This window comes from Bacillus carboniphilus, from assembly GCF_020524035.2.
Taxonomy (GTDB): domain Bacteria; phylum Bacillota; class Bacilli; order Bacillales; family JAIVKR01; genus Bacillus_CC.
The window spans coordinates 3,230,199-3,251,085 of record NZ_CP129013.1; the positions used below are offsets into that span (position 1 = coordinate 3,230,199).

Below are 20,887 nucleotides of genomic sequence, written 5' to 3' on the forward strand. Positions count from 1 at the left end.
TTAAATACTGTTTCAATCGTAAATGAGGATGGAAGCATATTTTTTTATAAAAAGATGAGGTAAAAGGGGATTGAAACCATGAAATTTATTGTTTTGTTAATTATGACTATATTAATGTTGCCTTTTTCGAAAAAGAAACCGTTCAATATTCGAATGTTTTTCCTTCCAACTCTGTTTTGGATTGTTGTAGGGCTTATGGAATACTTTTTATTACTAGATAACAACTTTAGCTCAATTTTAGTTGATTATTCAATTGTAGGGGCTATATTTCTATTTGTCTCTTTATATTATCTTAGTGAATTTCAAAAATGGGAATTGGTGTTGAAGCTTTCTATAATAGGTGTTTTGTTGCTATCTTTTGTTTATTTTGGATTCATTCATGGAATGGTCTCAGCAGATGAAAAATACGCCTCAGTTCAATCAGAAATGAAGGAAATATCTGAAGTGTTTACGGAAGAAGATACTCCTTTCACGGTTCCACCTGAAACAGCAAGAAACAAGATGAAAAAAGTCTTTGGTGATATAAAAAATGTATCCTTTTATGAACTAGGGGAATTAACTCCACAAGTAGTCAATGGAGAGGCAATCTATGTGGCTCCAATTGAAGTTTCGAGTTTTTTCAAAGCACAAAAAGCTGGTTTTTCACCAGGATATATAACAATGTCGGGTATTAATGCAGATGCTGAAGCAAAGGTGTTCACAGATTATGAGATGAAATATATTCCTAGTATGTACTTTGGGTAAAATTTAGAGCGTGTGGTTCGTAAAGCAGAGCCTAATTTAATTTTCAATGGAGAACCTACACTAGAATTAGACGAGAAAGGAAAGCCATTCTTTACAATGACTTACGGGACTTTTGTTTCTGGACGTTCCGGGTTTGTTGTTGAAGGGGTGGTACTGACTGATCCACAAACGGGTGAAGTGAAAACATATAAAAAAGAAGAGGCTCCTGAATTTATTGATGGTGTATTAAACCATGAAACAGCGTCGTTACAAAATGACTATTTTGGTACTTTAGTGAAGGGCTACTTGAATAGTGTATTTTCACAAACAGATGTAAAATTACCCACAGAATGGGGAACCAAAGAAGGTGTGACCCCCATCTTTGGTAAAGACGGAAAGATGTATTATTTTACAGACTTTACATCTCCTAAAGAAGGGGTTGATTCAGCTCTAGGTTATTCGTTAATTGATGGAAGAACAGGGGAACTAACGTATTATAATGGAGATCTAGTGAAAGGGATTATGGATGGATCTGCTGCTGAAGAAGTTGTCGAGAACTCCTTTAAAAAAGAGAAGTGGAAAGGGACGATGCCGGTCTTATACAATATTTATGACAAAGCGACTTGGGTTGTCCCTGTCGTTGATGATGGTGGTTTAGTTCGGTCGTATGCTGTGATAGGAGCTTCAAATGCGAAAATCTTTGCAACTGGATCGACTCAAAAAGAGGCCTTTAAAAAATATAGAAGTGTTTTAAGTAGAGGCATCGGTGTTGAAAAAGCGTCATCATCAGGGGAAGAAAAAAAGATCGATGGAGAAGTTATTCGTACCTACAAAGAAAAAGTCGAGGAAACGACCATCGTCTATATCTTATTAAAGGATCGAAAAGAAATTTTTATGGTTTCATCGGCTGACTATCCATATGCTCTATTTACAGAAGTCGGAGATAACGTAAACCTCACCTATTTGGATACGGGTAATTTGTTAGTCTCTGTGTCTCAATATACGAATGAAAATATAAATGAATAAAATTGGTATGGCTACCTAAGCTTTTTGGGTAGTCTTTTGAATTTGGAAAGTAATGCGAAATCCATGAGGTTTTACACTTTATAAAATTTGTTTGGAGGAATTATAATGCTTTGACTTCCGTTAAGAAACTTTTATTTGTTTCTATGATATTGATCATCCCTGATTCAATTATCAGTTTTAGTGATCAAAAGAAAGAAATAATTGAAGATATAAAGTTAAATGGGAGGACAATCGAGACAATATCAATAGCAAATGTGAGGGGGAGTATGGACGATGTTGCGGAACCTCATATCACATATTTGCAAATAGATACAACTGAAATACAACTATTTGTAGAATTCATAAAGAGAGCCGAACCAATAGATGGAGTAGTTGATGTAATCGTACTAGATTATGTATTAACGATAACATATGATAATAGAATAGAACCGATGATTCATACTCCTTATGGTTGGATGAGGATGGGGGAGCTATAATGAATGAAAAAAGCACAAGTGAATTGAACGTTTTACATGATGATTTAATCGATGATCTAAACAAACATATACGAAGTATGTCCCTTTTAAAGGTTTTGATTTAACAATGATAAACCATTTTTAAAAATTCATAGCTACTTCCATTCGTGTCTTGCATAAACCGTTCAACCTCTATAAAACCGAACTTTCTATATACGTTAATCGCTCTTTCATTAAAGGTTGCGACTGATAGTGTTATTTTACTAGTTTGGTATTTTTCTCGAGCGAATTTGATGCCTGATGTTAAAAAGGAATACCCCCATCCACTTCCTGTAAGGTCAGGTCTCATCCCTAAACCGATATCAATGGCATCGGGGTCATCCTTATAAAAACTAAAGAACCCTACTAACTCATTATCTTTTGTAACAGCAAAAATAAAATAGCCTCTCATTTCAGAATCTAAAAATTCTTCTAAGTCTTCTTTGTCTGCTTCCATGTCATAAAAAGAATAAATGCCATCATAATGCCATTGGTAAGCAATATGTTCGGCTTGTTCCTGCGTTATTTGTTTAAATATGTAATGTGTGTCCATTTAAAACTTCTCCTTCTCTAGTTACTTCAAGACTATTAAACAATAAGCGATACAGATACATAAAGTACGAAACCAGATGAACAATAGGATAGTATTGCTAGTCCCCACCTTTTTTCTTTTTGCTCTGATATACCCGCTAAGAACATCATAGCTGCCATTGATAGAAGTATATATGGGATTAAATTGGAATTATTTATAATCCGAACTGATAAGGCTAGAGTTACAACAATAATAGAAAACACAATTCTTAAAAAAGTTAACAAACAGGTTTCCTCCATAAAAAAATGAGATGTTTACTTTTTATAGTACCATATTTCCATATTATTAAAATAACAGGGAACTTTTCTCTTTAGAGGTCGTATAAACATATAGGAATAAATTTCACATAAAGGAAGTGTGTAAAATGGGTTTCTTTTTAGTGATTGTAGCATTCATCATAATGATTAGTATTGTTAGTTCTTTTAAAAAACCAAACTCAAGTAGCAGTTATAACGATCATCATGTTAATTCAAGTAGCGGACTCTTTTATGGAGACAACCCTTCAGATTATAGTTCAAGCTGTGGGGATGGTGGCTCTTCAGGTGGAGGATGTGAATAGAAGATGAAAAAATCTTCTTCTTATACTTACATATCATTTGCTTGTTTTTTAATCTGTGTCCTTGTTTGGATTCCCAATGTCTTTTTAAATATGGCAAGTCCTTTTTGGATCATAACATTTGTTATTGCTCCAATTGGAGTGTATTTTGCGACTTTCCAAAAACAATACTGGCTTATAGCTATCAATTTTGTGATGTTTTTTAGTTTTTTTATTCTCATGTTTGTGGGTTATTATATAAACTCTTTAACAGGTGGGAAGCCGTGAAACTTTCGAAACTCTTTCTAGATAAGACACTCAAAGAGTCTGAACGAAACAAGTGAGCAAAAAGTTTAGTTTTATTTAAAAAATGCTCTGAGTATTAAAAACTTGGAGCATTTTCATTTTACAGTAACGCTTTTAGAAATAAGTTTATGAAGGAATTTTCAATGTGGTAATTGAATATGAAAAAAGTGTATGAGATTGAATAAAAAAATCAGAGCTAAAAGCGTTTAAATAAAAAATAATTTGGAGGGATAATGCGTGGCGAAAATCGGTATATATGGTTCTTCATTTGATCCAATAACCAATGTTCATTTATTTACTGCATCCACTGTTGCGAGTAGGTGTAGATTAGAAAAAGTCATTTTTTTGCCTTGTTCGAGTAAAAGAAAAGACAAGAAGATGAATACGGATGATGAGCATCGATGGAATATGTTGACGATGGCATTAGAAGAGGAAAGAGAAAGGGAAATTGTTGCTGACAGTTTTGAAATGGAACAGGACCCTTGGAAAATTACAACTTATGAAACAATGAAACATTTTAAAGGTCAATATCCTAATGATGATGTTTATTTCATTATGGGGGCAGATTTATTAGTCGATATTGGAAGTGGAAAGTGGAGTAATGGAGAAAAGTTGGTGGAAGAAAATAAATTTATCGTGATGGCAAGAGACAATATCGATATGCTTAGAACGATTAGTCACTCACCTATTTTACGAAATAATGATGATGGTACGACATTTCACTTAATAGACAAAGGGTTGGCGATGGAAATTAGCTCGAGTTATATAAGAGAAGAATTTTCAAATGGTGGAGAGCCTAAATATTTACTTCCAAATAGTTGCTATTATTATATTAAGGAACATGGACTTTATGAAGACTGAAAAGAAAGGGGCTTTTTATTAAGAAAGAAATCAAAGGATTCATGATCTTTTTTTAGTTATGTTTGTTTTTTCTTCGATAGTATTTGTCCTTTGTTCGCTAATAAAGCCAGATGTTCATGGCACACTCACCAATCTTACAGAAAATGATTTTTATGTTGCCCCTTTTAAAGTTAATCCAGAGGTTGAATACAATTTTATTCAGGTTCGGCTCAAAGGTAAGGGGGCGTGGAAATTTGAAAGAAGGTCAAGAAATAAAGGTTTGAATGAATGATAATGATATTTATATTGCAGTTAAAATAATCATGATCAACGAGTGAGCCCAGTGAAATTTTTGAATTCTATTAATTTTAATAAAAGTAAAATTTATCAACCCTTTACTACATTGAAGTCGTATAATGAATGTAGAGGAAGGGTTTTTTATTAAGGTCTCTCAATAGAGACAAGCATTTTTTTGTAGGAGTGAAAGTATGTTATTAGCCATTATTATTATAATTAACATAATTGGGTTTGCTTTTATGGGAATGGATAAATCGAATGCTCGCAAAGGTGAGTGGAGAATACCTGAGATAAGATTTTTCGTTTTGACCCTTTTAGGTGGAGGGGTCGGAGTATACTTAGGAATGAAAATGTTTAATCATAAGACGAGGAAAAATCTGTTTCGCTTTGGTGTACCTTTAATTACATTGTTATATATATGTTTGTTAGTCTTGTATTTTTATATTTTTAATGGATTATAATAAAAACTACCTAAAAAGGTAGTTTTTATCTAATCTACTCCTACATATTGAACGTTTTCGGAAATTGCCATATAAAAAATATGTATATAGGCAAACGGTCCTGTAAATAACCAAAGTAATACAAACCAAGGGTTTTGATTATAAGCCCTAAGGAAATACACAAACCAAATAATGGTAAAAACGAGCCCTACAACAGGAACGAAATACCACAAAGTATTCCAACCACTCTTTTCAATGACATGCAAGAGTGCAATTATATTGAGAATGGGAATAAAGGCAAACCAAGCATTCTCGTAATCAGCTTTTTTAAACAATAGGAAAAATGGATAAGACCCTGCAAAATAAAAAAGAAATGTGATTAAAAATAATAAGAGTGCAACAAGCATTTCTTCCATTAAAAATGACCTCCATAAAAACATTGAATTTTATAACATGACAGTTCAAACCTTTATAATTGTATACTAATTCCACTGTAAAATCTAGTTATTATTTTGAAAAATGGATAATTATATTATTTAAAATCGATCATTCAAAAAAAAGAAATTTATGGTGGGTTTAATAGGGTTCTTATAAACAATGTTTATTTATGTTACACGAGTAAAAAGGAGAATGTAAGTATTTAAATAACTTCAGTATAATATTGGATAAACAATCTTTTTTTACATGTACCTTTTATAAAATTAATATATAAGTTTAAATATTTAATAATACAATTAATAAAATTAATATACATATTGATTTTATGAATATTTGGTTTTATAATACTTATAAGGGAGGTGGAAATTAGTGAGTGTACCGGTAATAACTACATGTCCGGTATGTGAGGAGAAATTAAAAGTCTCTAAGCTAACATGTGGAAGCTGTAATACAACAATTGAAAATTCTTTTGATTTACCTGCTATTCTTTCATTAAAAAAAGAGCAACTAAAATTTATTGAGACGTTCATTTTATGTAGAGGGAGTATAAAAGAGGTTGAAAAAGCTCTTGGGATCTCCTATCCGACTGTTCGGAATAAGTTGGAGGAAGTTATAGGTGAGTTAAGGGAAGAAGAGGTAGACCCTGAAGTAGTTAGTAAAGTGAAAAATGTTCAAAACAATGAAGAAAAAAGAAGTGTGATTGAGCAACTAAGCTCAGGAGAGATTAGTCCAGAAGAAGCCATTAAGCTTTTAAAAAAGAAATAAAAAAAGACACTTCACATGAGAGTGAAGTGCTTGAAAAAAGTGTGTACGTTCATTTTATAAAATTTTTTTGAGATAGTCAAAAACTTCATAAGGGGTGGAGAAGGTTGAAAGAAGAAATTTCAAAAGTGTTGGAGATGGTAAAAGAGGGAAAGGTTACTAGCGAAGAAGCAACGGAGATTATAGCCGCCTTAAAAGGTGAAAGAGAAGATCCACTAACAGAAAAAAGTTCGTATTTAGAAAAAAGATTAAAGGTGATTGTTGATTCGAAAGATGGGGATAAAGTAAATGTCAACTTACCTTTAAAACTTGTGAAATCTGTTCATGGAGCTGTGGAAAATCTCCCTATTGTTCAAGAACATTTAAAAGGAGCCGACATTAATTTAATACTTGAGGCAATCGCAAATAATGTCGAAGGGCCTATCGTAGATATAAAAGGAGCAGATGGCGAAACCGTTCTAGTCGTCATCCAGTAATGTGATGAAAGTTCGTGTAGATACACCTGATGTCAAATTCCCTATTCGTATTAAGGTTCCTTATCTATTTCTGAAATTGATGACTTCAAAAGCAATTTTAAAAAGAATCTTAAAAAAGAGTGGTTATTCAGAAATGATTGATCAAATTGATTCTAAGATGATCAATGAAGTCTTTAATGTGCTGAAAGAGTATAAGGGAACCGAGCTTGTGAATGTAAGTGCAAAGGATGGAACAAAAGTAAAAATAACATTATAACCATCATTAAGCGCAAGGATCATTCGTGGAATTGCGCTTGTTTTTTGCAAATTTATCTATTTTTCGGAGGATATAAGATGAGGGAGATCTTTCAAAATAAAACGTTTGTTAAACTATTCTTTGCAATGGTTACTTCTCAGATGGGAACGATAGTCGGAAACATGGCGTTTGCCTTTTATTTACTGGATCGCTTCAGTGGCCAACCCTATTTGGCAACTTTAGCTGAACTGATGTATTCGCTACCTACCCTTGTTGTCTTTCTTTTTGTAGGTGTGTTGGCGGATAGGTTAGATCGACAAAAAATAGCAGAATATTCTGACTGGATTAGAGCAATCCTAACCCTATTTTTAATTTTCTCTTTTATAACATCGATTGTTCCGTTAATGTTTGCCATTTTATTTCTAAGAAGTGCAGTATCTAAATTTTTCTTTCCAGCAGAAGCTGGTTTAATTCAAGGGATTTTATCGAAAGAGCAGTATCAAACGGCAGCTGGATTAAATATGATGGTCCACAGTATTTTCATGCTGTTTGGAGTAGGAATGGGCGCGATAACGTATAAATTATTAGGAATTTATTGGGCATTTATCATTGATGGCTTGAGTTTTGTCGTATCAGCAATGTTGATCAAGTCATGTCAAATACATGAAGAAGCAAGGCTTCCAAACGGACATTTTAAGATAAAAGAGCTGAATATTAAACAAACGATTCACGACTTTAAAGAGGGCGGAGGCTATATTTTAAATAAGAAGCTTTTGTTGACACTAATTATGGGTTTTTTCTTATTTGGTTTCATTAATGGCGGATTTGCCATCTTGCCACTGTTTACGATGAAATATAAATTATCTCCAGAAAACTATGAGTGGTATGCATCCTTATTTGGAATCGTATTTGGTAGCGGTGTGTTTGCAGGTAGTGCACTAGCCTCTGTAATAGGTAAGAAATTTAAGCCATACATGATTATTATAATAGGCATCATCTTAATGAGTTTAACAACGGTTTCAATGGGTCTATCTACTTCTATTCCACTGTTTTTCGTATTTGTTGGTTTAACAGGTATAATTATAGGTCCTTTAAACGTTGCCCTTTCTGGGTGGCTTCCTTCGATTGTCGATCCTACCTTCATGGGAAGAGTGAACGGATGGATTGATCCGATCATGATGTTAGCTCAATCGGTATCTCTTGGCTTAATTGCTTTATTATTCCCAAAAATAATTGTAACCGTTGATTGGATATACTATGGAATCGCGTTATTAATGCTTGTTATTGGCATATTTTACGCTTTAACGTTACCGAAATTAAATGAACAAGAAGAAAAGATGACGGTAGAGAAATCCATGCCTGAGGTGCAGGTGTGAGTGAGTATATTTGTTTATGAAATTAGTTAATTTTCTATTAAAAACATCACCGCAAGACTTATGCGGAAAAATAATTCAGGTGAATTTTAATAATTAGAGGGACGAACAAGAGGGCTTGCCAACTCTTCCACGGAAAGAGAGGAGAATCCCTTACCATATATATATAATATACAAATAGTATGGGAAAAACTTTAAAAACATCGGAGTAATTTTGAGTTTTTAGTGTATAAAAAAATCAACAAGGTTTTATTTAACGTAATTGCCGAGAAGTCGCCCACTTCTAAATGAAGAGGAAGTGGGTGATGAATCGGTTCTTTTTTTGTATAATATTGTTATAGAATGTCAAGGTAGGTGAAAATCGTGACAAAGCTAAACAAGGCGTATAAATTCCGTATCTATCCTACACGTGAACAAGCTTCTCTTATTCGCAGAACCTTTGGTTGTGTGCGTTTTGTGTACAACAAAATGTTAGATGACCGTAAGAAAACCTATGAGAAATATAAGGATGATAAGGAAACCTTGAAAATGCAAAAGTTCCCGACACCTGCCCAGTACAAAAAAGAATTCGAATGGTTGAAGGAAGTTGATTCACTCGCTTTAGCGAATGCACAAATCAATCTTCAAAAAGCGTATCAAAACTTCTTTGCTAAAAAGGCTGACTTTCCTACCTTCAAAAGTCGTAAATCGAGACAATCCTATTCAACAAACGTTGTAAATGGAAATATTGAACTTATAGATGGATTGATCAAACTACCAAAACTGAAATGGATAAAAATCAAACAGCATCGCCCAATACCTGATGGACATAAGATAAAAGCGTGTACGATCTCCATGACTAAAACAGGGAAGTTTTTTGTGTCCATCTTGACTGAATATGAAAAGAAAATTGTAGAACAACCAGCTCATTTATTGATTGGTCTAGACTTTGTGATGAATGGCTTATTTGTCGATAGTGAAACAGGTAAGAAAGCCAATTACCCTCGTTTTTATCGTCAAATGGTAGAGAAGCTAGCCAAAGAAAGCCGCATATTAGCTAGACGAACAAAAGGCTCTTCTCGTTGGCATCAACAGCGCTTAAAAGTAGCGAAAATTCATGAGAAAATCGCCAACCAAAGAAAAGACTTTCTTCATAAACAGTCTTATAGACTCGCAAACCAATACGATTGCGTCATTATTGAAGACCTCAATATGAAAGGGATGTCTCAAGCATTGAAGTTTGGTAAAAGTGTAGCTGATAATGCCTGGGGGAGGTTCACATCCTATTTAGAGTACAAGTTAAAAGAACAAGGAAAGAAACTAATCAAGATTGATAAATGGTTTCCTTCTTCAAAAACGTGCTCAAATTGCGGTCAAATCAAAGAAGAATTGACGCTTTCTGACCGAGTTTTCGATTGTCATTGTGGATTCTCATCCGATCGAGATTGGAATGCCTCTATCAATATCAAAAACGAGGGTATTCGAAAGCTTACATAAAGGAAACAAGAACTCTTGGTTCACGAGGGATCGCCTAGTCCATTAGAGACCATTATGTTTATGTACCTAGGAAGCATCCACCTCTAATCGCTAGCGTAGGTGGTATGTAGTTCACTTCTCTAAAATAAAATCCTTGACAGCCTATTAAAAATAATATAAATTTAACTCATTAAACTTTATATTTTTTCTCCTAAAGGGGAGTAGCTTTTACAGCAAAGTCGTCATTACAGAGCGTTTGACTCTCGGCTTTGTTGGCAATTTAACCATTGTTAGCAAGACCTTTACCTGATGGTGAGGGTCTTTTCTGTATTTGAAACCTTTACCAATTAACTTGGTAGAGGTTTTTTATTTTGACGTTTACTAAGAGGAGAATAGATAGGGGTTTATGATAATAATAAGGAGATGAGAGATTTATGAGAAAAGTAAAAGTATCGTTAGAAGAACTAATGAAGCAAAACAAAGAAGAATTATTACAAGATAAGGAGAAGCTAGAGAAAATTGAACAACGTATAGACGAAAAGTATGTGGAAACCGGAACTAATGGGTGAGTTAGAAGTAAAATGATATTTCTTACTAATTGACTGGAAAGGACGAAGGCGAGTGTAAAAAAATCGATCTCTTTCATATGAATTTATCATAAGGAGAAACGATTTTGATTGAAAAGACATTTACGAATAATGTTTATTGTATGTACATTGATTGTTGTTGCAGACGCTTTTTATATGTCCGTCATAAGTGAGGAAAAGAAAAATCCACCTCGATTTCAGAATAGTATTGTTACGGTCGTTCAGAGTTACTCTGTGAGTGGATGGAGGTTTTGAAGGAAATAGAAAGGGAAAACTAATACGTTAAGAGGTTGTTCAAAAAGTCCTAAAAAATGTCGGTTGAATAACTTTGTTGGTTTGCTTTTCCGCTCCTCATGTACCAAGAACGTACACTGTGAGTGCTCAAAGCTACACCGCCTCGTTCTTGTCTAGCTTCAACCCTTACACCCTCGAGGTCATAAGTCAGTGAGAACAAAAGATAAAGAACATCTTTCTTTTCTCCCCGCCTTATGCTCGCCCTAGCGTGAACAAAGGGTTTCAGCTTTTCTATTCAGCGTCCTTTTTTCCCTACTTTTTGAACACGCACGTTTAAAGTCTTTTTCAAAATAACAAGAATGAATGGCAGAGGATATCCTTAAATGACGAAGGATATCCTTTAAAAAACGATTAAGAGTTAATCGCTTTTTGCACTCTATTAAATAGAATATTGTTTTCTCTATGAATATGTTGAAAAAGATCATCTTCTAGTGCTTCTAATCTTCGATATACCAATCGATAAGTTCCGCATGCTCCTTCTGGTGGTGTGTAGTCAGAAGTTACTTCTCTTAATTGTTTAAGGATTGAACCTGCATGTTCATGTTCTTCTTCTAATTTATCAAGTACCTCCATAAGTTTTGCTCTATTTTCATCTGAAGGATTTTCTTCATATTGAAGGAGAAGAGGAAAATCTGTCTTTTCTTCTTTTACGATATGATCTAGTAATTCTGCTTTTAACTCAAAAAATAAGTCATGCATAGCTGTAAGGTGAGGTTGCTGTGGTCCATGGACGCGATTGACTTTTGTGATATATGGACTTAGTTGTGGAAGCTCTTCCCTTAAGTATTCATGATGCTTCTGAATAATTAAATCTATTATTTCAGAAGAAGGGGCACTGTTCCAATCGAATGATTGATCATCTTGTTTTAAATGATTCTCATAGCTAGCGTTCAATTTTTCAAGAACTTCGTTTTTATCTAATCCTCTTTCTTGGATGGCTTCAATAATAGGGCGGTTACCACCGCAACAAAAATCTATTCTATAGGATTTCAATAAATCACTTGCTTTAGGGAATGTTTTGACTATATCGGCAACTATGGTAGATTCGGAAAAAGTTTGGCTCATCATAATTCCTCCTAGTTAATTTCTCTCATTCATTAATACTGTATCAAATTTAAATACACTTACTTGTGAAAAAAGTCACATGTTATTGTTACTCGAAAAGGCTTTTATAATCTTTTCAATCATCTTTTTACACAAAATTTGATTCCAGAAGGGAATAGTAAGAGTTTTACGTTTGTTTCAGGCTAATCCGCCTTCGAAAGCCTTTGTATTTTTTTAGAGTTATTCAATTGGTTTTGTTTTCTTTATTCCTTAAGCTTTTTGGTATATAAACACATGCAGGTTCGCTTTCAAGGTAATCGCCTGTAAGAGCATAGGCACGTGAGCGTGAACCACCACAAACAAATCTAAACTCACACTCTCCACACTTGCCTTTAAGTAAATTAGGGTCTCTTAATTGTTTGAAAATAGGAGATTCTCGATAGATAGTATGTAGCGGAGTTTTTCTTATATTCCCTGTTTTTATAGGTAGAAGGCCACTTGGATATACATCACCTATATGAGAAATAAAAACAAATCCATTTCCATCATTAACGCCTTTTGGAGCACGCCCAAGTCCATCAATACTACCTGTTGCTCCTTCTTTTAAAGCATCTAAATAGCGAATGGTTTGATTTTGCTGTTTTTCTTTTAATTTTTCAGAAATAACGACTCTTCTATAATGTTGAGCGGCTGTTGTTTTAATATCAAAAGGAACCCTCTTACTGACTTCATATAGCCATCTGAATACTTTTTCATGCTCTACAGCGGAAATCATATCTGACTCTTTTCCTCTTCCAGTAGGAACAAGGAAAAATACACTCCACAACACACAGTTTAACTTTTCGACTAGTTTAACCATTTCCTCGAGTTGATCCAAATTGTAGCGTGAGACAACAGTATTAATTTGTAGTGGTAACTCAAGGTCATGAATATGCTGAATGCTTTGCATCGTTAAATCAAATGAGCCTGAAGTTCCACGAAAATGGTCATGGATGGAGGCGGTTGGTCCGTCAAGGCTAAATGCCCAACGGGATAATCCAATTTTTTTTGCTTTTTCAATGGCTTCCTTTGTGACATTGGGAGTAGCACTAGGCGTCATAGAAACACGTATCCCCTTTTTAATGGCATAAGATGCGATTTCAAAAACATCTGGGCGCATTAATGGATCACCACCAGTAAAAACAAGAAGAGGATTGTCCATTTCATAGATAGAATCAATTAATTTCTTACCTTCCTCAAAGGTTAGTTCTAAAGGATGTCTATGATATTGTGCTTCTGCTCGGCAATGAAGGCAATGTAACTCACAAGCACGCGTGAGCTCCCAAATCACGATGAAAGGGTTTTTATTGTAGTCTCGATTGAACATCTTGATCAGTCCTTGTAAATGACGTTAAAAAATGAACATCTCAAGAAAAAGGAGAGATGTAATCTGTAATAAGATTACCTGATTATGATAATTAGGTGTGTGAATTACATCACATAATATCACAGGTTGTTTTTTTATACTAAATGTAATGATGATAGAAAGATGGTGAATTCAATGAAACCTTTTATTCCTAAACAGCACGGTGCATGGGCAATGTTAATTGTTCCGTTTGTACTAGGAATGGCATTGAGCTCTTTTACATGGGTACATGTTCCACTTTTTTTAGGTTGGCTTTTCTTGTATTTGGCTAGCTATCCTTTGCTCATGTTGACAAAGGGAAAGAAAAAAGAGTTTTATAGGAAATGGGCGATCACTTATGGAGCACTCGCTCTTCTTTTTCTAATTATAGTTGTCATTTTTAATTGGAAAATGATTTTTTTTTGGTTTTGCTATGATTCCTTTCTTCCTTATTAATACTTATTTTTCGAAAAAGAAAAAAGATCGAGCCTTTATAAATGATATAGTAGCCATTCTTGTATTTTGTATGGGAGGGTTGGCTAGTCATTATTTAGGAACGGGTTCTTTTAATACAGATTCATACCTTGTTATCCTTTTTCCATTTTTATTTTTTTTAGGCAGTACGTTTTTTGTTAAGTCGATGATTCGAGAAAAAAACAATAAGCAATTTAAAGGGTATTCTTGGGGGTATCATATCGGCCTTGTTATCATTTTGTTGATATTTGTTCCGAGCTATTTAGTTGTGATTCCATTTATTCCAAGTGTATTTCGGGCAGTCTTTTTATATGGAAAAAAACTATCGGTTATTCAAATAGGCGTTAGTGAAATTTTTAATTCTGTTTTCGTTCTTATCACATTGATTATGGTTTTATGAGAAACGGTCTGTCCAGAAAGTCCATGTTCATAGTGAATGTTAGCAAATTAAAAACCCAAAAATGTCGATATAACAGCATTTTTGGGTTTTATTTTGGCTCTTCGCCATTTAGAATTTTTAAAGGCAGACAAGGGAATGAGTTCAATTGATTGCTCAGTATTTTCCACCTGTTACAAGTTGAAAAACAAGCTCTGTAAGGAAGAATACACCGCTTTATTAATTGAGTTAATTTCAGATGTTTAGAGCTAAGCACTTTTTTTACAGTGTAATTAGCGAAGAAGCTTTATTTTTATGAAGGTTTTTTCTAAAAAGTTACTTTTCAGACAAAACCTTTCTTACCCTTTCTGTGAGTGAACCCGCTCATTGATCACCTGTGCTAATTGATTATAATGATCAAACAATATTGATCCTTCCTGATAGATTGCCGTTGTTGCACGATTATTAGAAGCTTCCTCAATAGGTAACTTCGCAATTACAACAGATTGTAAGGATTTTGCGACTTCCTCGCTTCCACCTTCACCAAACAAGTAATATTTTTGATCACTGTCTTTTGGTTGAAAATAGGACATATTTTCAATAACACCAACTATTTCATGTTTAGATTTAATCGCCATAACGCCGGCCCTTTCTGCAACAAACGAGGCGGTTTGATGAGGGGTAGTGACAATTAGTTCCTTACTTTCAGGAATATAATGGTGCAGATCAAGTGCCACATCTCCTGTTCCAGGCGGCATATCAAGGATACAGTAATCTAATTCTCCCCACATGACATCTTTGGAAAAATGCTCGACCATTTTTCCAAGCATCGGTCCTCTCCAGACAACAGGTTCATTATTTTTGATAAGAAACCCCATGCTTATCACTTTTACCCCATGAGATTCAATGGGAATGATTTTTCCATTAATCGTTTTTAAACGATTCTCGATATCTAATATTTTAGGGATGCTAAATCCATATATATCTAAGTCGATTAAAGCAACTTGTTTACCTTGTCTAGCAAGAGCGATCGCTAGGTTAGCGGCAACTGTTGACTTTCCGACTCCACCTTTTCCACTTGTAACCGCAATGATTGTTCCTGTAAGCATTTTTGCACCTCCTTCTTCTAATTGATCCCAAGAGTGTTAAAAACATGTGATTTACTTCACAGGGTAGTGAAATGTCTACACTTAAAATAAAACTAAATGAATATGAAAATCTAAATTGAAACTATCAAACAATGAGTCGGTAAGGTGTTAAAAATATCACAGGAGGTGCTTACTATATGAAGCTATTTGACCAATCTTTTTATTCAAAAACGAGTAAAATTGCATTTTTTGTCGTCCTGTTTTTGTTATTTACAGTGTGGATAAGTACAGAAAGGTTTCTCCAGTTTGATTTTGCCTTAATGGGATATTTTATCTCGTCTATAATTTTTGCTATTGGCTTAACCATTAGAATGAGTGCTTGGCTAGTTAGACCAGCGACACAACAAGTAATCAAAAGGAGTATGGGAAATTTAAAGAACAGGGAGCGTAAGAAAAGAAATATCCGGTCTATACTTAAAACCGCATTCGATAATATCATTCTCCAAAAATTCATATTTAAAAGAGGGGTTTACCGTGGTGTACAGCATATCTTAATTGCTTGGGGGTGTATTGGTTCATTTATTATCACGTTTGGATTAACGTTTGGTTGGATGCGTTTTGATATGGTTAATTCACAAACATATGCACTTGTCTTATTTGGTTTTAAAACCTTCCAAATGAATGCAGACGGTTTATTTGCAGAATTAGTCTACAACGGTTTGAATATAACAGCAATCATGGTATTAATCGGTGTTTGTATGGCTCTAGCTAGAAGAATTAAAAACGAGGATGTGAAAGTAACACAACGGGCAGAATTTGATTTGTTTCCACTTTATTTATTGTTATCTGTTACAGTTACAGGCCTTTTATTAACGGTATCGTATGCATTGCTAGATGGCTATATGCATCACTACTTAACCCTCATTCATCAAGTGACAGTGGTAATCTTATTAATTTATTTCCCTTTTGGGAAGTTGTTCCATTTTCCAGTGAGACCTTTAGCTACAGCAGTTCCTTTGAACTATCAAGAAGAGTGGAAAATTGATACGAAGCCTTGTAAACGTTGCAATACACCGTATAGCTCAGATGACCAAGTTTTAGATGTTCAAGCAATTTTAAAAGAACAAAAGATTGATCTGCAACTTTCAGATGGCAGTTTCTTATCGGACTATTGTCCAAGTTGTCGGAGGCGGATTCGGGTATTAAAGCAGCTTAACATGGAGGATGGTAGTGAGGAGAAATTAAACCCAATCTCAACCATGAATGGAATCCACCTATCAGGGTTTAGTGCAGAAAGAAGGGATGAATATTATGATTTCTCAGATGAAGTTAAAGAGCAAATAGATAAATATAAACAGGTGGGGGGAGAAAAACAATGAGTGAATTTATGACCAAACCAGGAGTGAAAAACCTTCATAAACCAGGGGAAAAACTAATTACAACTCATTGCTGTTATTGCGGTATGCAGTGCGGTATGCATATTCGAGTCAATGAAAAGTCTGGAAAAGTGGTAGGGGTTGAACCACGATATGATTGGCCTGTAACAATGGGAAAAATGTGTCCGAAAGGAGTGACGGCTTATCAAACCATTGACCATAAGGACCGAATAACGAAACCACTAATTAAGAAAAATGGGGAATTCGTTGAATCTACGTGGGAGGAAGCATTAACTCTTATTGAGAAAAACTTCAAACGACTTCAAAAAGAACATGGAAAAGATTCTCTATCTGTTTTTGGAGGCGTGTCGATGACGAATGAGAAGTGTTATCTTGTTGGGAAATATGCACGAGTAGCACTTGGGACACGTTTTATTGATTACAACGGTCGCTTTTGTATGAGCTCTGCTGCCGGTGGATTTATTCAAACGTTAGGTTTGGACAGGGGGATCTACCCTAAGCTGGCCAGAATTAGAACATACAGATTGCTTTTTTATAGCAGGTTCCAATACGGCCGAATGCCATCCTACCTCCATTCAGTGGTTATGGAAGGCAAAAGATAAAGGGGCAAAAATGATTGTTGTAGACCCGAGAGAAACACCTACGGCAAGAGTGGCAGATGTTCATCTTGATATTAAACCTGGGTCTGATTCAGCTTTAGCAAATGGAATGTTGCATCTTCTTATTAAAGAAGGATATGTAGACTACGATTATGTATTAAATCGTTGTAACAATTTTGAAGAACTGAAAGAAACAGTAGAACCTTTTACACCTGAATACACGGCTTCCATTACAGGAGTAAGGCCTGAAAAAATTATTAAGGCCGCCCATATATATGGTATGTCGAAAAAGTCAGTGGTTATGTTCGCTAGAGGGGTTGAGCAACAATCTAAAGGTGTAGTGAATGTAAGACTTTATACAAGTATGGCGTTATTGAGAGGTCAAATTGGGAAGTACGCTTCTGGAGTGGCAACGTTCACTGGACAAGGGAATGGTCAAGGGGGGCGTGAACACGGACAGAAATCGGACTTACTTCCTGGTTATCGAAAGTTGACCGATCCGGAGGCAGTAAACTATATATCTAAAGTTTGGGGAATTGACCCAAGTGAAATGCCGAAGCCAGGTGTGTCTGCTTATGAGATGTTTGCTGAAATTCAAAAAGGCACAATTAGAGGTATGCATGTTATTTGTAGTAACCCTGCTGTTTCAGCTCCAAATTTAGAGTACATATGGTCAGGGTTTAAAAAATTAGATTTCTTAGTTGTTAGTGACTTTTTCTTATCGGAAACTGCCCAATTTGCTGATGTCGTTCTTCCTGCTACAAGCTGGGCAGAAGATGAAGGAACAACCACTAATTTAGAAGGACGTGTTATACGCATACGTAAGGTAAGTGAGCCGATAGGGGAAAGTAAGACAGATTGGGAAATTATGAGTTTAATAGCTGAAAGAATGGGGAAAGGGAAGCATTTCCCTTATAAAAATGCTGGCGAGATCTTTGAGGAATTTCGGATCGCTTCAAAAGGTGGAAAAGCGGACTATTCTGGTATTACGTGGGAGCGTATTGAAAAAGAAGATGGGGTGTTTTGGCCGTGTCCAAGTGAAAATCACCCAGGAACGCCGACCATGTTCAAAGACTCTTTTGCCACACCAGATGGAAAGGCGAATCTTGCTGCTGTGGAATGGAAAGATGCTGGAGAACCTCCAACAAAAGAATATCCATTGTTTTTAACGACAGGGCGAGTTGTGTTTCATTATTTATCGGGAAATCAAACAAGACGAATCGATTTTCTAATGGAACAATATCCTGAGCCAGTGGCAGAGATCCATCCTGTATTAGCTAATGAATATCGTCTTGGAGATGGAGATCTTGTCAAACTTATAACGCCAAGATCGAATATGACCGTTAAAACGAAAATCACCAAAGCGATCAGAAAAGATACTGTTTTTGTACCATACCATTGGGGAAAAGAGCTGGCTGTAAATCAACTAACGAGTGATTGTTTAGATCCTACTTCAAGGATGCCCGAGTTTAAAGTTTGTTCCTTGAAGATGGAAAAAGTATAGTAACTTTTTTTAGAAAGCAACTTTGAGGTGGTTAAATAAATTCAGAAAGGAGTAAGGGTCATGAATAAAATCATGTATTTAGAGTTTGAACGTTGTATAGGATGTCGTGCTTGCCAAGCTGCTTGTAGGGAATGTGGTGACCATGATGCAAAAGAACGTAATTATGTGGAATATGTCGATTTTACTGAAAGTCGTCAAACGTATCCAATGTTATGTATGCAATGTAAAGACCCGGCATGTGCTAGAGTTTGTCCTGCTAATGCGATTCAAATAACAGATGATGGCGTTGTATTATCAGCAATGGAGGAAAAATGTATCGGCTGTCGTAATTGTACGTTTGGCTGTCCATTCGGTATTCCTAAGTTCGACTTTGAAGAAAACAAAATGTATAAGTGTGATATGTGTTATGACCGTTCAAAACACGATATTGCGCCTATGTGTGCGTCCGTTTGTCCAAGTGATGCGATTCGTTTTATCGATTTTGATGAAATGCAACAACTTCGAAGAAGAAGAACACAAATGAACTTAGTAGAGGGGAAGAAACCGCAAGAAGGTAATAAATGGGATTATGTTCCTGAATTCTTTGGTGTTTACACAGATTAAGTCGAAAGGATGAAAAATCATGACAAAGGAGAATCAATCGAATAAAAAAAAAATCTGATGAGAATATGATCAATCTTATCGATAATTTAAGTAGAGCTGATGATTTAAAGTTTAACCGCCGCAGCTTTTTGAAATCAGCTGTAGGAGCATCTGTCACTCTTGGATTAGCTACTCTTCCATTTTCGACATTAGCCTTCCAGATAAAGGGAGAGAAGGGTGATCGAACATTTATATGTAAATTGGCAGAAGTTAAGAAAAACAGTAGTGTGAATTTTAACTACCCTGATGAAAGTGAACCAGCAATTTTAATTCATACAAAAGACGGTGAATTAAAAGCCTATAATAGTAAGTGTACCCATTTACAATGTCCAGTATTTTATGAAAAGGAAGAAGAAACGTTAGTATGTCCTTGCCATAAAGGGTATTTTAATTTATCAAGTGGTCAACCTATGGCAGGGCCACCTCAACGGGAGTTACCTTTAATTGAGCTGGAAGTTCAAGATGGGAACGTCTACGCAATTGGAAGGAAAGTTCGCCATGGATAAGAAAATATATTGGATACTCATTTTTATTTCATTAGCGGTTAATGTCGTTATGCTACAGTGGACAGTTGAATCATATTATGGTGAAGAATATACACAAGTGTGGATTTTTTCAGCAATCGGAGTTGCAACATCTATTGTTAGTTTTGTTACCTATTTATTTTGGAGAAAACAAGAGTATTAAAGTGATAGAGGTTGTTCAAAAAGTCCTACGATGTGTTGGATGGCCTAGCATCATCGTTAGCCACGTCCTGTAGCTAACGATGATGCTAGCACTTCCTGTTCGTCGACTTATGAATGTGGTGGAACGTCAACTAAGAACAGTCACGTCCTATGAATAACGTTGACGCTAGCACATCGTGTGCGTCGGAGTTGCTGGGCAATGGAGCTAGACAAAAATAAAAGAACCATCCGAATAAGGACAGATTTTTATACTCCCTCATAAGAGTAACGAGTGTTTTTTGAACATTACCATTCATTCGTTGGGACAACCTTCAAATTTACCCCTGTATAGGTTCTTTCTCCTAACATTTCAACGATGGTACAGGAGATAATTGAAGGTGAGTGATCATGAAATACATAATCGACGAGTAAACCGCTTCCTAAGTCCTTATCATTATCTTTAATGATGACTTTTTTTCCTTCCAAACTATTAAGGCTAGCTTTTTTAAGAAAGATATACCACTCATCCCAATTAGTCAAAATATAGGCTCCTTCCCCCTTTTGAAGGTAACCGAGTAAACTATTAGAATCATCATAAAAGGCATCCATTAACTTTACTAATTGGATTATTATATTGTGAATCATTTCGTATTCTTCTAATTGAAGGGAAGGAGAAAAAGTTAAAAGGAGCTCTCGACCTAGTGTGATTTTACATGTGATCAGTTGTTTGCGTGAATGAAAATAAACATAATTATTTTGTTTTTTTATAAATTGATTTTCTTTAAGTACTGATTCTATTAATGATACGTTCTTGGGTTTAAGTTGAACTGAAAGCATTACT

24 protein-coding genes and 3 pseudogenes are annotated in these 20,887 nt (G+C 35.1%); 20 read left to right on the forward strand and 7 right to left on the reverse strand.

What is annotated here, in order from left to right:
- Window positions 1-78 precede the first annotated feature (78 nt).
- A pseudogene (locus LC087_RS16835) lies at window positions 79-1,749 on the forward strand (DUF3981 domain-containing protein).
- Between the two features lie 110 nt (window positions 1,750-1,859).
- The gene (locus LC087_RS16840; protein ID WP_306019722.1) at window positions 1,860-2,225 is read left to right on the forward strand and encodes a hypothetical protein; all 366 of its coding nucleotides are present in this window, start codon (window positions 1,860-1,862) and stop codon (window positions 2,223-2,225) included.
- A 100-nt stretch (window positions 2,226-2,325) separates the two neighbouring features.
- Here LC087_RS16840 and LC087_RS16845 read toward each other — a convergent pair whose 3' ends face one another.
- Window positions 2,326-2,796, reverse strand: coding sequence for a GNAT family N-acetyltransferase (locus LC087_RS16845; protein ID WP_226543238.1), 471 nt, complete (start codon window positions 2,794-2,796; stop codon window positions 2,326-2,328).
- A 35-nt stretch (window positions 2,797-2,831) separates the two neighbouring features.
- Entirely contained in the window at window positions 2,832-3,074 is a 243-nt protein-coding gene (locus LC087_RS19815; RefSeq protein WP_371932621.1) for a DUF3953 domain-containing protein, read from the reverse strand.
- A gap of 125 nt (window positions 3,075-3,199) precedes the next feature.
- Here LC087_RS19815 and LC087_RS16850 point away from each other — a divergent pair, with 125 nt between their 5' ends.
- From LC087_RS16850 to LC087_RS16865, 4 genes are all read left to right on the forward strand, one after another.
- On the forward strand, window positions 3,200-3,394 hold the full coding sequence (locus tag LC087_RS16850) for a hypothetical protein (RefSeq protein WP_226543236.1): 195 nt from the start codon (window positions 3,200-3,202) through the stop codon (window positions 3,392-3,394).
- A 3-nt stretch (window positions 3,395-3,397) separates the two neighbouring features.
- Window positions 3,398-3,658: a hypothetical protein gene (locus tag LC087_RS16855; RefSeq protein ID WP_306019723.1), complete on the forward strand. Its 261-nt coding sequence runs from the start codon at window positions 3,398-3,400 to the stop codon at window positions 3,656-3,658.
- A gap of 255 nt (window positions 3,659-3,913) precedes the next feature.
- A complete protein-coding gene (nadD, locus tag LC087_RS16860; RefSeq protein WP_226543235.1) occupies window positions 3,914-4,537 on the forward strand; it encodes a nicotinate (nicotinamide) nucleotide adenylyltransferase in 624 nt (207 codons plus the stop codon).
- 467 nt (window positions 4,538-5,004) lie between these two features.
- Window positions 5,005-5,274 carry a DUF1294 domain-containing protein gene (locus LC087_RS16865; RefSeq protein ID WP_226543234.1) on the forward strand — a complete coding sequence of 90 codons (270 nt, stop codon included), beginning with the start codon at window positions 5,005-5,007 and terminating at the stop codon, window positions 5,272-5,274.
- 29 nt (window positions 5,275-5,303) lie between these two features.
- Here the strand turns inward: LC087_RS16865 and LC087_RS16870 are convergent, their stop codons facing one another.
- A complete protein-coding gene (locus LC087_RS16870) occupies window positions 5,304-5,669 on the reverse strand; it encodes a DUF5684 domain-containing protein (RefSeq protein WP_226543233.1) in 366 nt (121 codons plus the stop codon).
- Window positions 5,670-6,060: 391 nt separating this feature from the next.
- Between LC087_RS16870 and LC087_RS16875 the strand changes: the two genes are divergently transcribed.
- The 6 genes from LC087_RS16875 to LC087_RS16900 all read left to right on the forward strand — a co-directional run bounded on the left by LC087_RS16875 (window position 6,061) and on the right by LC087_RS16900 (window position 10,561).
- Window positions 6,061-6,456, forward strand: coding sequence for a DUF2089 domain-containing protein (locus tag LC087_RS16875; protein WP_226543232.1), 396 nt, complete (start codon window positions 6,061-6,063; stop codon window positions 6,454-6,456).
- A 104-nt stretch (window positions 6,457-6,560) separates the two neighbouring features.
- Window positions 6,561-6,929: an SHOCT-like domain-containing protein gene (locus tag LC087_RS16880; RefSeq protein WP_226543231.1), complete on the forward strand. Its 369-nt coding sequence runs from the start codon at window positions 6,561-6,563 to the stop codon at window positions 6,927-6,929.
- A 4-nt stretch (window positions 6,930-6,933) separates the two neighbouring features.
- Window positions 6,934-7,185: a hypothetical protein gene (locus tag LC087_RS16885; RefSeq protein WP_226543230.1), complete on the forward strand. Its 252-nt coding sequence runs from the start codon at window positions 6,934-6,936 to the stop codon at window positions 7,183-7,185.
- Window positions 7,186-7,262: 77 nt separating this feature from the next.
- On the forward strand, window positions 7,263-8,540 hold the full coding sequence (locus tag LC087_RS16890) for an MFS transporter (RefSeq protein ID WP_226543229.1): 1,278 nt from the start codon (window positions 7,263-7,265) through the stop codon (window positions 8,538-8,540).
- Window positions 8,541-8,900: 360 nt separating this feature from the next.
- Window positions 8,901-10,013, forward strand: a complete 1,113-nt coding sequence (locus tag LC087_RS16895) for an RNA-guided endonuclease TnpB family protein (protein ID WP_306019724.1) — start codon at window positions 8,901-8,903, stop codon at window positions 10,011-10,013.
- Window positions 10,014-10,426: 413 nt separating this feature from the next.
- Complete coding sequence (locus LC087_RS16900) at window positions 10,427-10,561, forward strand: FbpB family small basic protein (protein WP_226542472.1); 135 nt, start codon at window positions 10,427-10,429, stop codon at window positions 10,559-10,561.
- A gap of 663 nt (window positions 10,562-11,224) precedes the next feature.
- Here LC087_RS16900 and ric read toward each other — a convergent pair.
- Window positions 11,225-11,938: an iron-sulfur cluster repair di-iron protein gene (gene ric, locus LC087_RS16905; RefSeq protein ID WP_226542470.1), complete on the reverse strand. Its 714-nt coding sequence runs from the start codon at window positions 11,936-11,938 to the stop codon at window positions 11,225-11,227.
- Between the two features lie 223 nt (window positions 11,939-12,161).
- Window positions 12,162-13,283 carry a TIGR04053 family radical SAM/SPASM domain-containing protein gene (locus LC087_RS16910; RefSeq protein ID WP_226542468.1) on the reverse strand — a complete coding sequence of 374 codons (1,122 nt, stop codon included), beginning with the start codon at window positions 13,281-13,283 and terminating at the stop codon, window positions 12,162-12,164.
- A gap of 174 nt (window positions 13,284-13,457) precedes the next feature.
- On the opposite strand from LC087_RS16910, the gene LC087_RS19820 reads away from it, so the two are divergent.
- The 3 genes and pseudogenes from LC087_RS19820 to LC087_RS19830 all read left to right on the forward strand — a co-directional run bounded on the left by LC087_RS19820 (window position 13,458) and on the right by LC087_RS19830 (window position 14,175).
- Complete coding sequence (locus LC087_RS19820) at window positions 13,458-13,757, forward strand: YwiC-like family protein (protein WP_371932622.1); 300 nt, start codon at window positions 13,458-13,460, stop codon at window positions 13,755-13,757.
- Window positions 13,735-13,785, forward strand: a pseudogene (locus tag LC087_RS19825) (hypothetical protein); the annotation flags it as partial. The gene LC087_RS19820 and the pseudogene LC087_RS19825, both read left to right, overlap by 23 nt.
- 51 nt (window positions 13,786-13,836) lie before the next feature.
- Window positions 13,837-14,175 carry a hypothetical protein gene (locus tag LC087_RS19830; RefSeq protein ID WP_371932719.1) on the forward strand — a complete coding sequence of 113 codons (339 nt, stop codon included), beginning with the start codon at window positions 13,837-13,839 and terminating at the stop codon, window positions 14,173-14,175.
- Window positions 14,176-14,510: 335 nt separating this feature from the next.
- Here the strand turns inward: LC087_RS19830 and LC087_RS16920 are convergent, their stop codons facing one another.
- Window positions 14,511-15,260: an Mrp/NBP35 family ATP-binding protein gene (locus tag LC087_RS16920; protein ID WP_306019725.1), complete on the reverse strand. Its 750-nt coding sequence runs from the start codon at window positions 15,258-15,260 to the stop codon at window positions 14,511-14,513.
- Window positions 15,261-15,436: 176 nt separating this feature from the next.
- Between LC087_RS16920 and LC087_RS16925 the strand changes: the two genes are divergently transcribed.
- From LC087_RS16925 to LC087_RS16945, 5 genes and pseudogenes are all read left to right on the forward strand, one after another.
- Window positions 15,437-16,618 carry an MFS transporter gene (locus tag LC087_RS16925; RefSeq protein WP_226542464.1) on the forward strand — a complete coding sequence of 394 codons (1,182 nt, stop codon included), beginning with the start codon at window positions 15,437-15,439 and terminating at the stop codon, window positions 16,616-16,618.
- Window positions 16,615-18,739: pseudogene (locus LC087_RS16930) on the forward strand (molybdopterin oxidoreductase family protein). The gene LC087_RS16925 and the pseudogene LC087_RS16930 overlap by 4 nt, the downstream one beginning before the upstream one ends.
- Before the next feature lie 60 nt (window positions 18,740-18,799).
- Window positions 18,800-19,342 (forward strand): 4Fe-4S dicluster domain-containing protein, encoded by a 543-nt coding sequence (locus LC087_RS16935; RefSeq protein ID WP_226542459.1) that lies wholly within the window; start codon window positions 18,800-18,802, stop codon window positions 19,340-19,342.
- 65 nt (window positions 19,343-19,407) lie between these two features.
- Entirely contained in the window at window positions 19,408-19,887 is a 480-nt protein-coding gene (locus LC087_RS16940) for a Rieske 2Fe-2S domain-containing protein (RefSeq protein ID WP_306019726.1), read from the forward strand.
- Window positions 19,880-20,068, forward strand: coding sequence for a hypothetical protein (locus LC087_RS16945; RefSeq protein WP_306019727.1), 189 nt, complete (start codon window positions 19,880-19,882; stop codon window positions 20,066-20,068). The genes LC087_RS16940 and LC087_RS16945 overlap by 8 nt, the downstream gene beginning before the upstream one ends.
- Before the next feature lie 284 nt (window positions 20,069-20,352).
- On the opposite strand, the gene LC087_RS16950 is transcribed toward LC087_RS16945, so the two are convergent.
- Window positions 20,353-20,883 carry a hypothetical protein gene (locus tag LC087_RS16950; protein ID WP_226542452.1) on the reverse strand — a complete coding sequence of 177 codons (531 nt, stop codon included), beginning with the start codon at window positions 20,881-20,883 and terminating at the stop codon, window positions 20,353-20,355.
- Between the last annotated feature and the right edge of the window lie 4 nt (window positions 20,884-20,887).

Excerpts from the sequence above, each read along its gene's own strand:
- LC087_RS16850 (WP_226543236.1), top strand. The coding sequence starts at position 3,200 with ATGGGTTTCTTTTTAGTGATTGTAGCATTCATCATAATGATTAGTATT.
- LC087_RS16855 (WP_306019723.1), top strand. The coding sequence starts at position 3,398 with ATGAAAAAATCTTCTTCTTATACTTACATATCATTTGCTTGTTTTTTA.
- LC087_RS16845 (WP_226543238.1), bottom strand. The coding sequence starts at position 2,796 with ATGGACACACATTACATATTTAAACAAATAACGCAGGAACAAGCCGAA.
- LC087_RS16945 (WP_306019727.1), top strand. The coding sequence starts at position 19,880 with ATGGATAAGAAAATATATTGGATACTCATTTTTATTTCATTAGCGGTT.
- LC087_RS16910 (WP_226542468.1), bottom strand. The coding sequence starts at position 13,283 with ATGTTCAATCGAGACTACAATAAAAACCCTTTCATCGTGATTTGGGAG.
- LC087_RS16940 (WP_306019726.1), top strand. The coding sequence starts at position 19,408 with ATGATCAATCTTATCGATAATTTAAGTAGAGCTGATGATTTAAAGTTT.
- LC087_RS16925 (WP_226542464.1), top strand. The coding sequence starts at position 15,437 with ATGAAGCTATTTGACCAATCTTTTTATTCAAAAACGAGTAAAATTGCA.
- LC087_RS16865 (WP_226543234.1), top strand. The coding sequence starts at position 5,005 with ATGTTATTAGCCATTATTATTATAATTAACATAATTGGGTTTGCTTTT.
- LC087_RS16885 (WP_226543230.1), top strand. The coding sequence starts at position 6,934 with ATGAAAGTTCGTGTAGATACACCTGATGTCAAATTCCCTATTCGTATT.
- LC087_RS16920 (WP_306019725.1), bottom strand. The coding sequence starts at position 15,260 with ATGCTTACAGGAACAATCATTGCGGTTACAAGTGGAAAAGGTGGAGTC.
- LC087_RS16890 (WP_226543229.1), top strand. The coding sequence starts at position 7,263 with ATGAGGGAGATCTTTCAAAATAAAACGTTTGTTAAACTATTCTTTGCA.
- LC087_RS16935 (WP_226542459.1), top strand. The coding sequence starts at position 18,800 with ATGAATAAAATCATGTATTTAGAGTTTGAACGTTGTATAGGATGTCGT.
- LC087_RS16950 (WP_226542452.1), bottom strand. The coding sequence starts at position 20,883 with ATGCTTTCAGTTCAACTTAAACCCAAGAACGTATCATTAATAGAATCA.
- ric (WP_226542470.1), bottom strand. The coding sequence starts at position 11,938 with ATGAGCCAAACTTTTTCCGAATCTACCATAGTTGCCGATATAGTCAAA.
- LC087_RS19820 (WP_371932622.1), top strand. The coding sequence starts at position 13,458 with ATGAAACCTTTTATTCCTAAACAGCACGGTGCATGGGCAATGTTAATT.
- LC087_RS16870 (WP_226543233.1), bottom strand. The coding sequence starts at position 5,669 with ATGGAAGAAATGCTTGTTGCACTCTTATTATTTTTAATCACATTTCTT.
- LC087_RS16900 (WP_226542472.1), top strand. The coding sequence starts at position 10,427 with ATGAGAAAAGTAAAAGTATCGTTAGAAGAACTAATGAAGCAAAACAAA.
- LC087_RS19815 (WP_371932621.1), bottom strand. The coding sequence starts at position 3,074 with ATGGAGGAAACCTGTTTGTTAACTTTTTTAAGAATTGTGTTTTCTATT.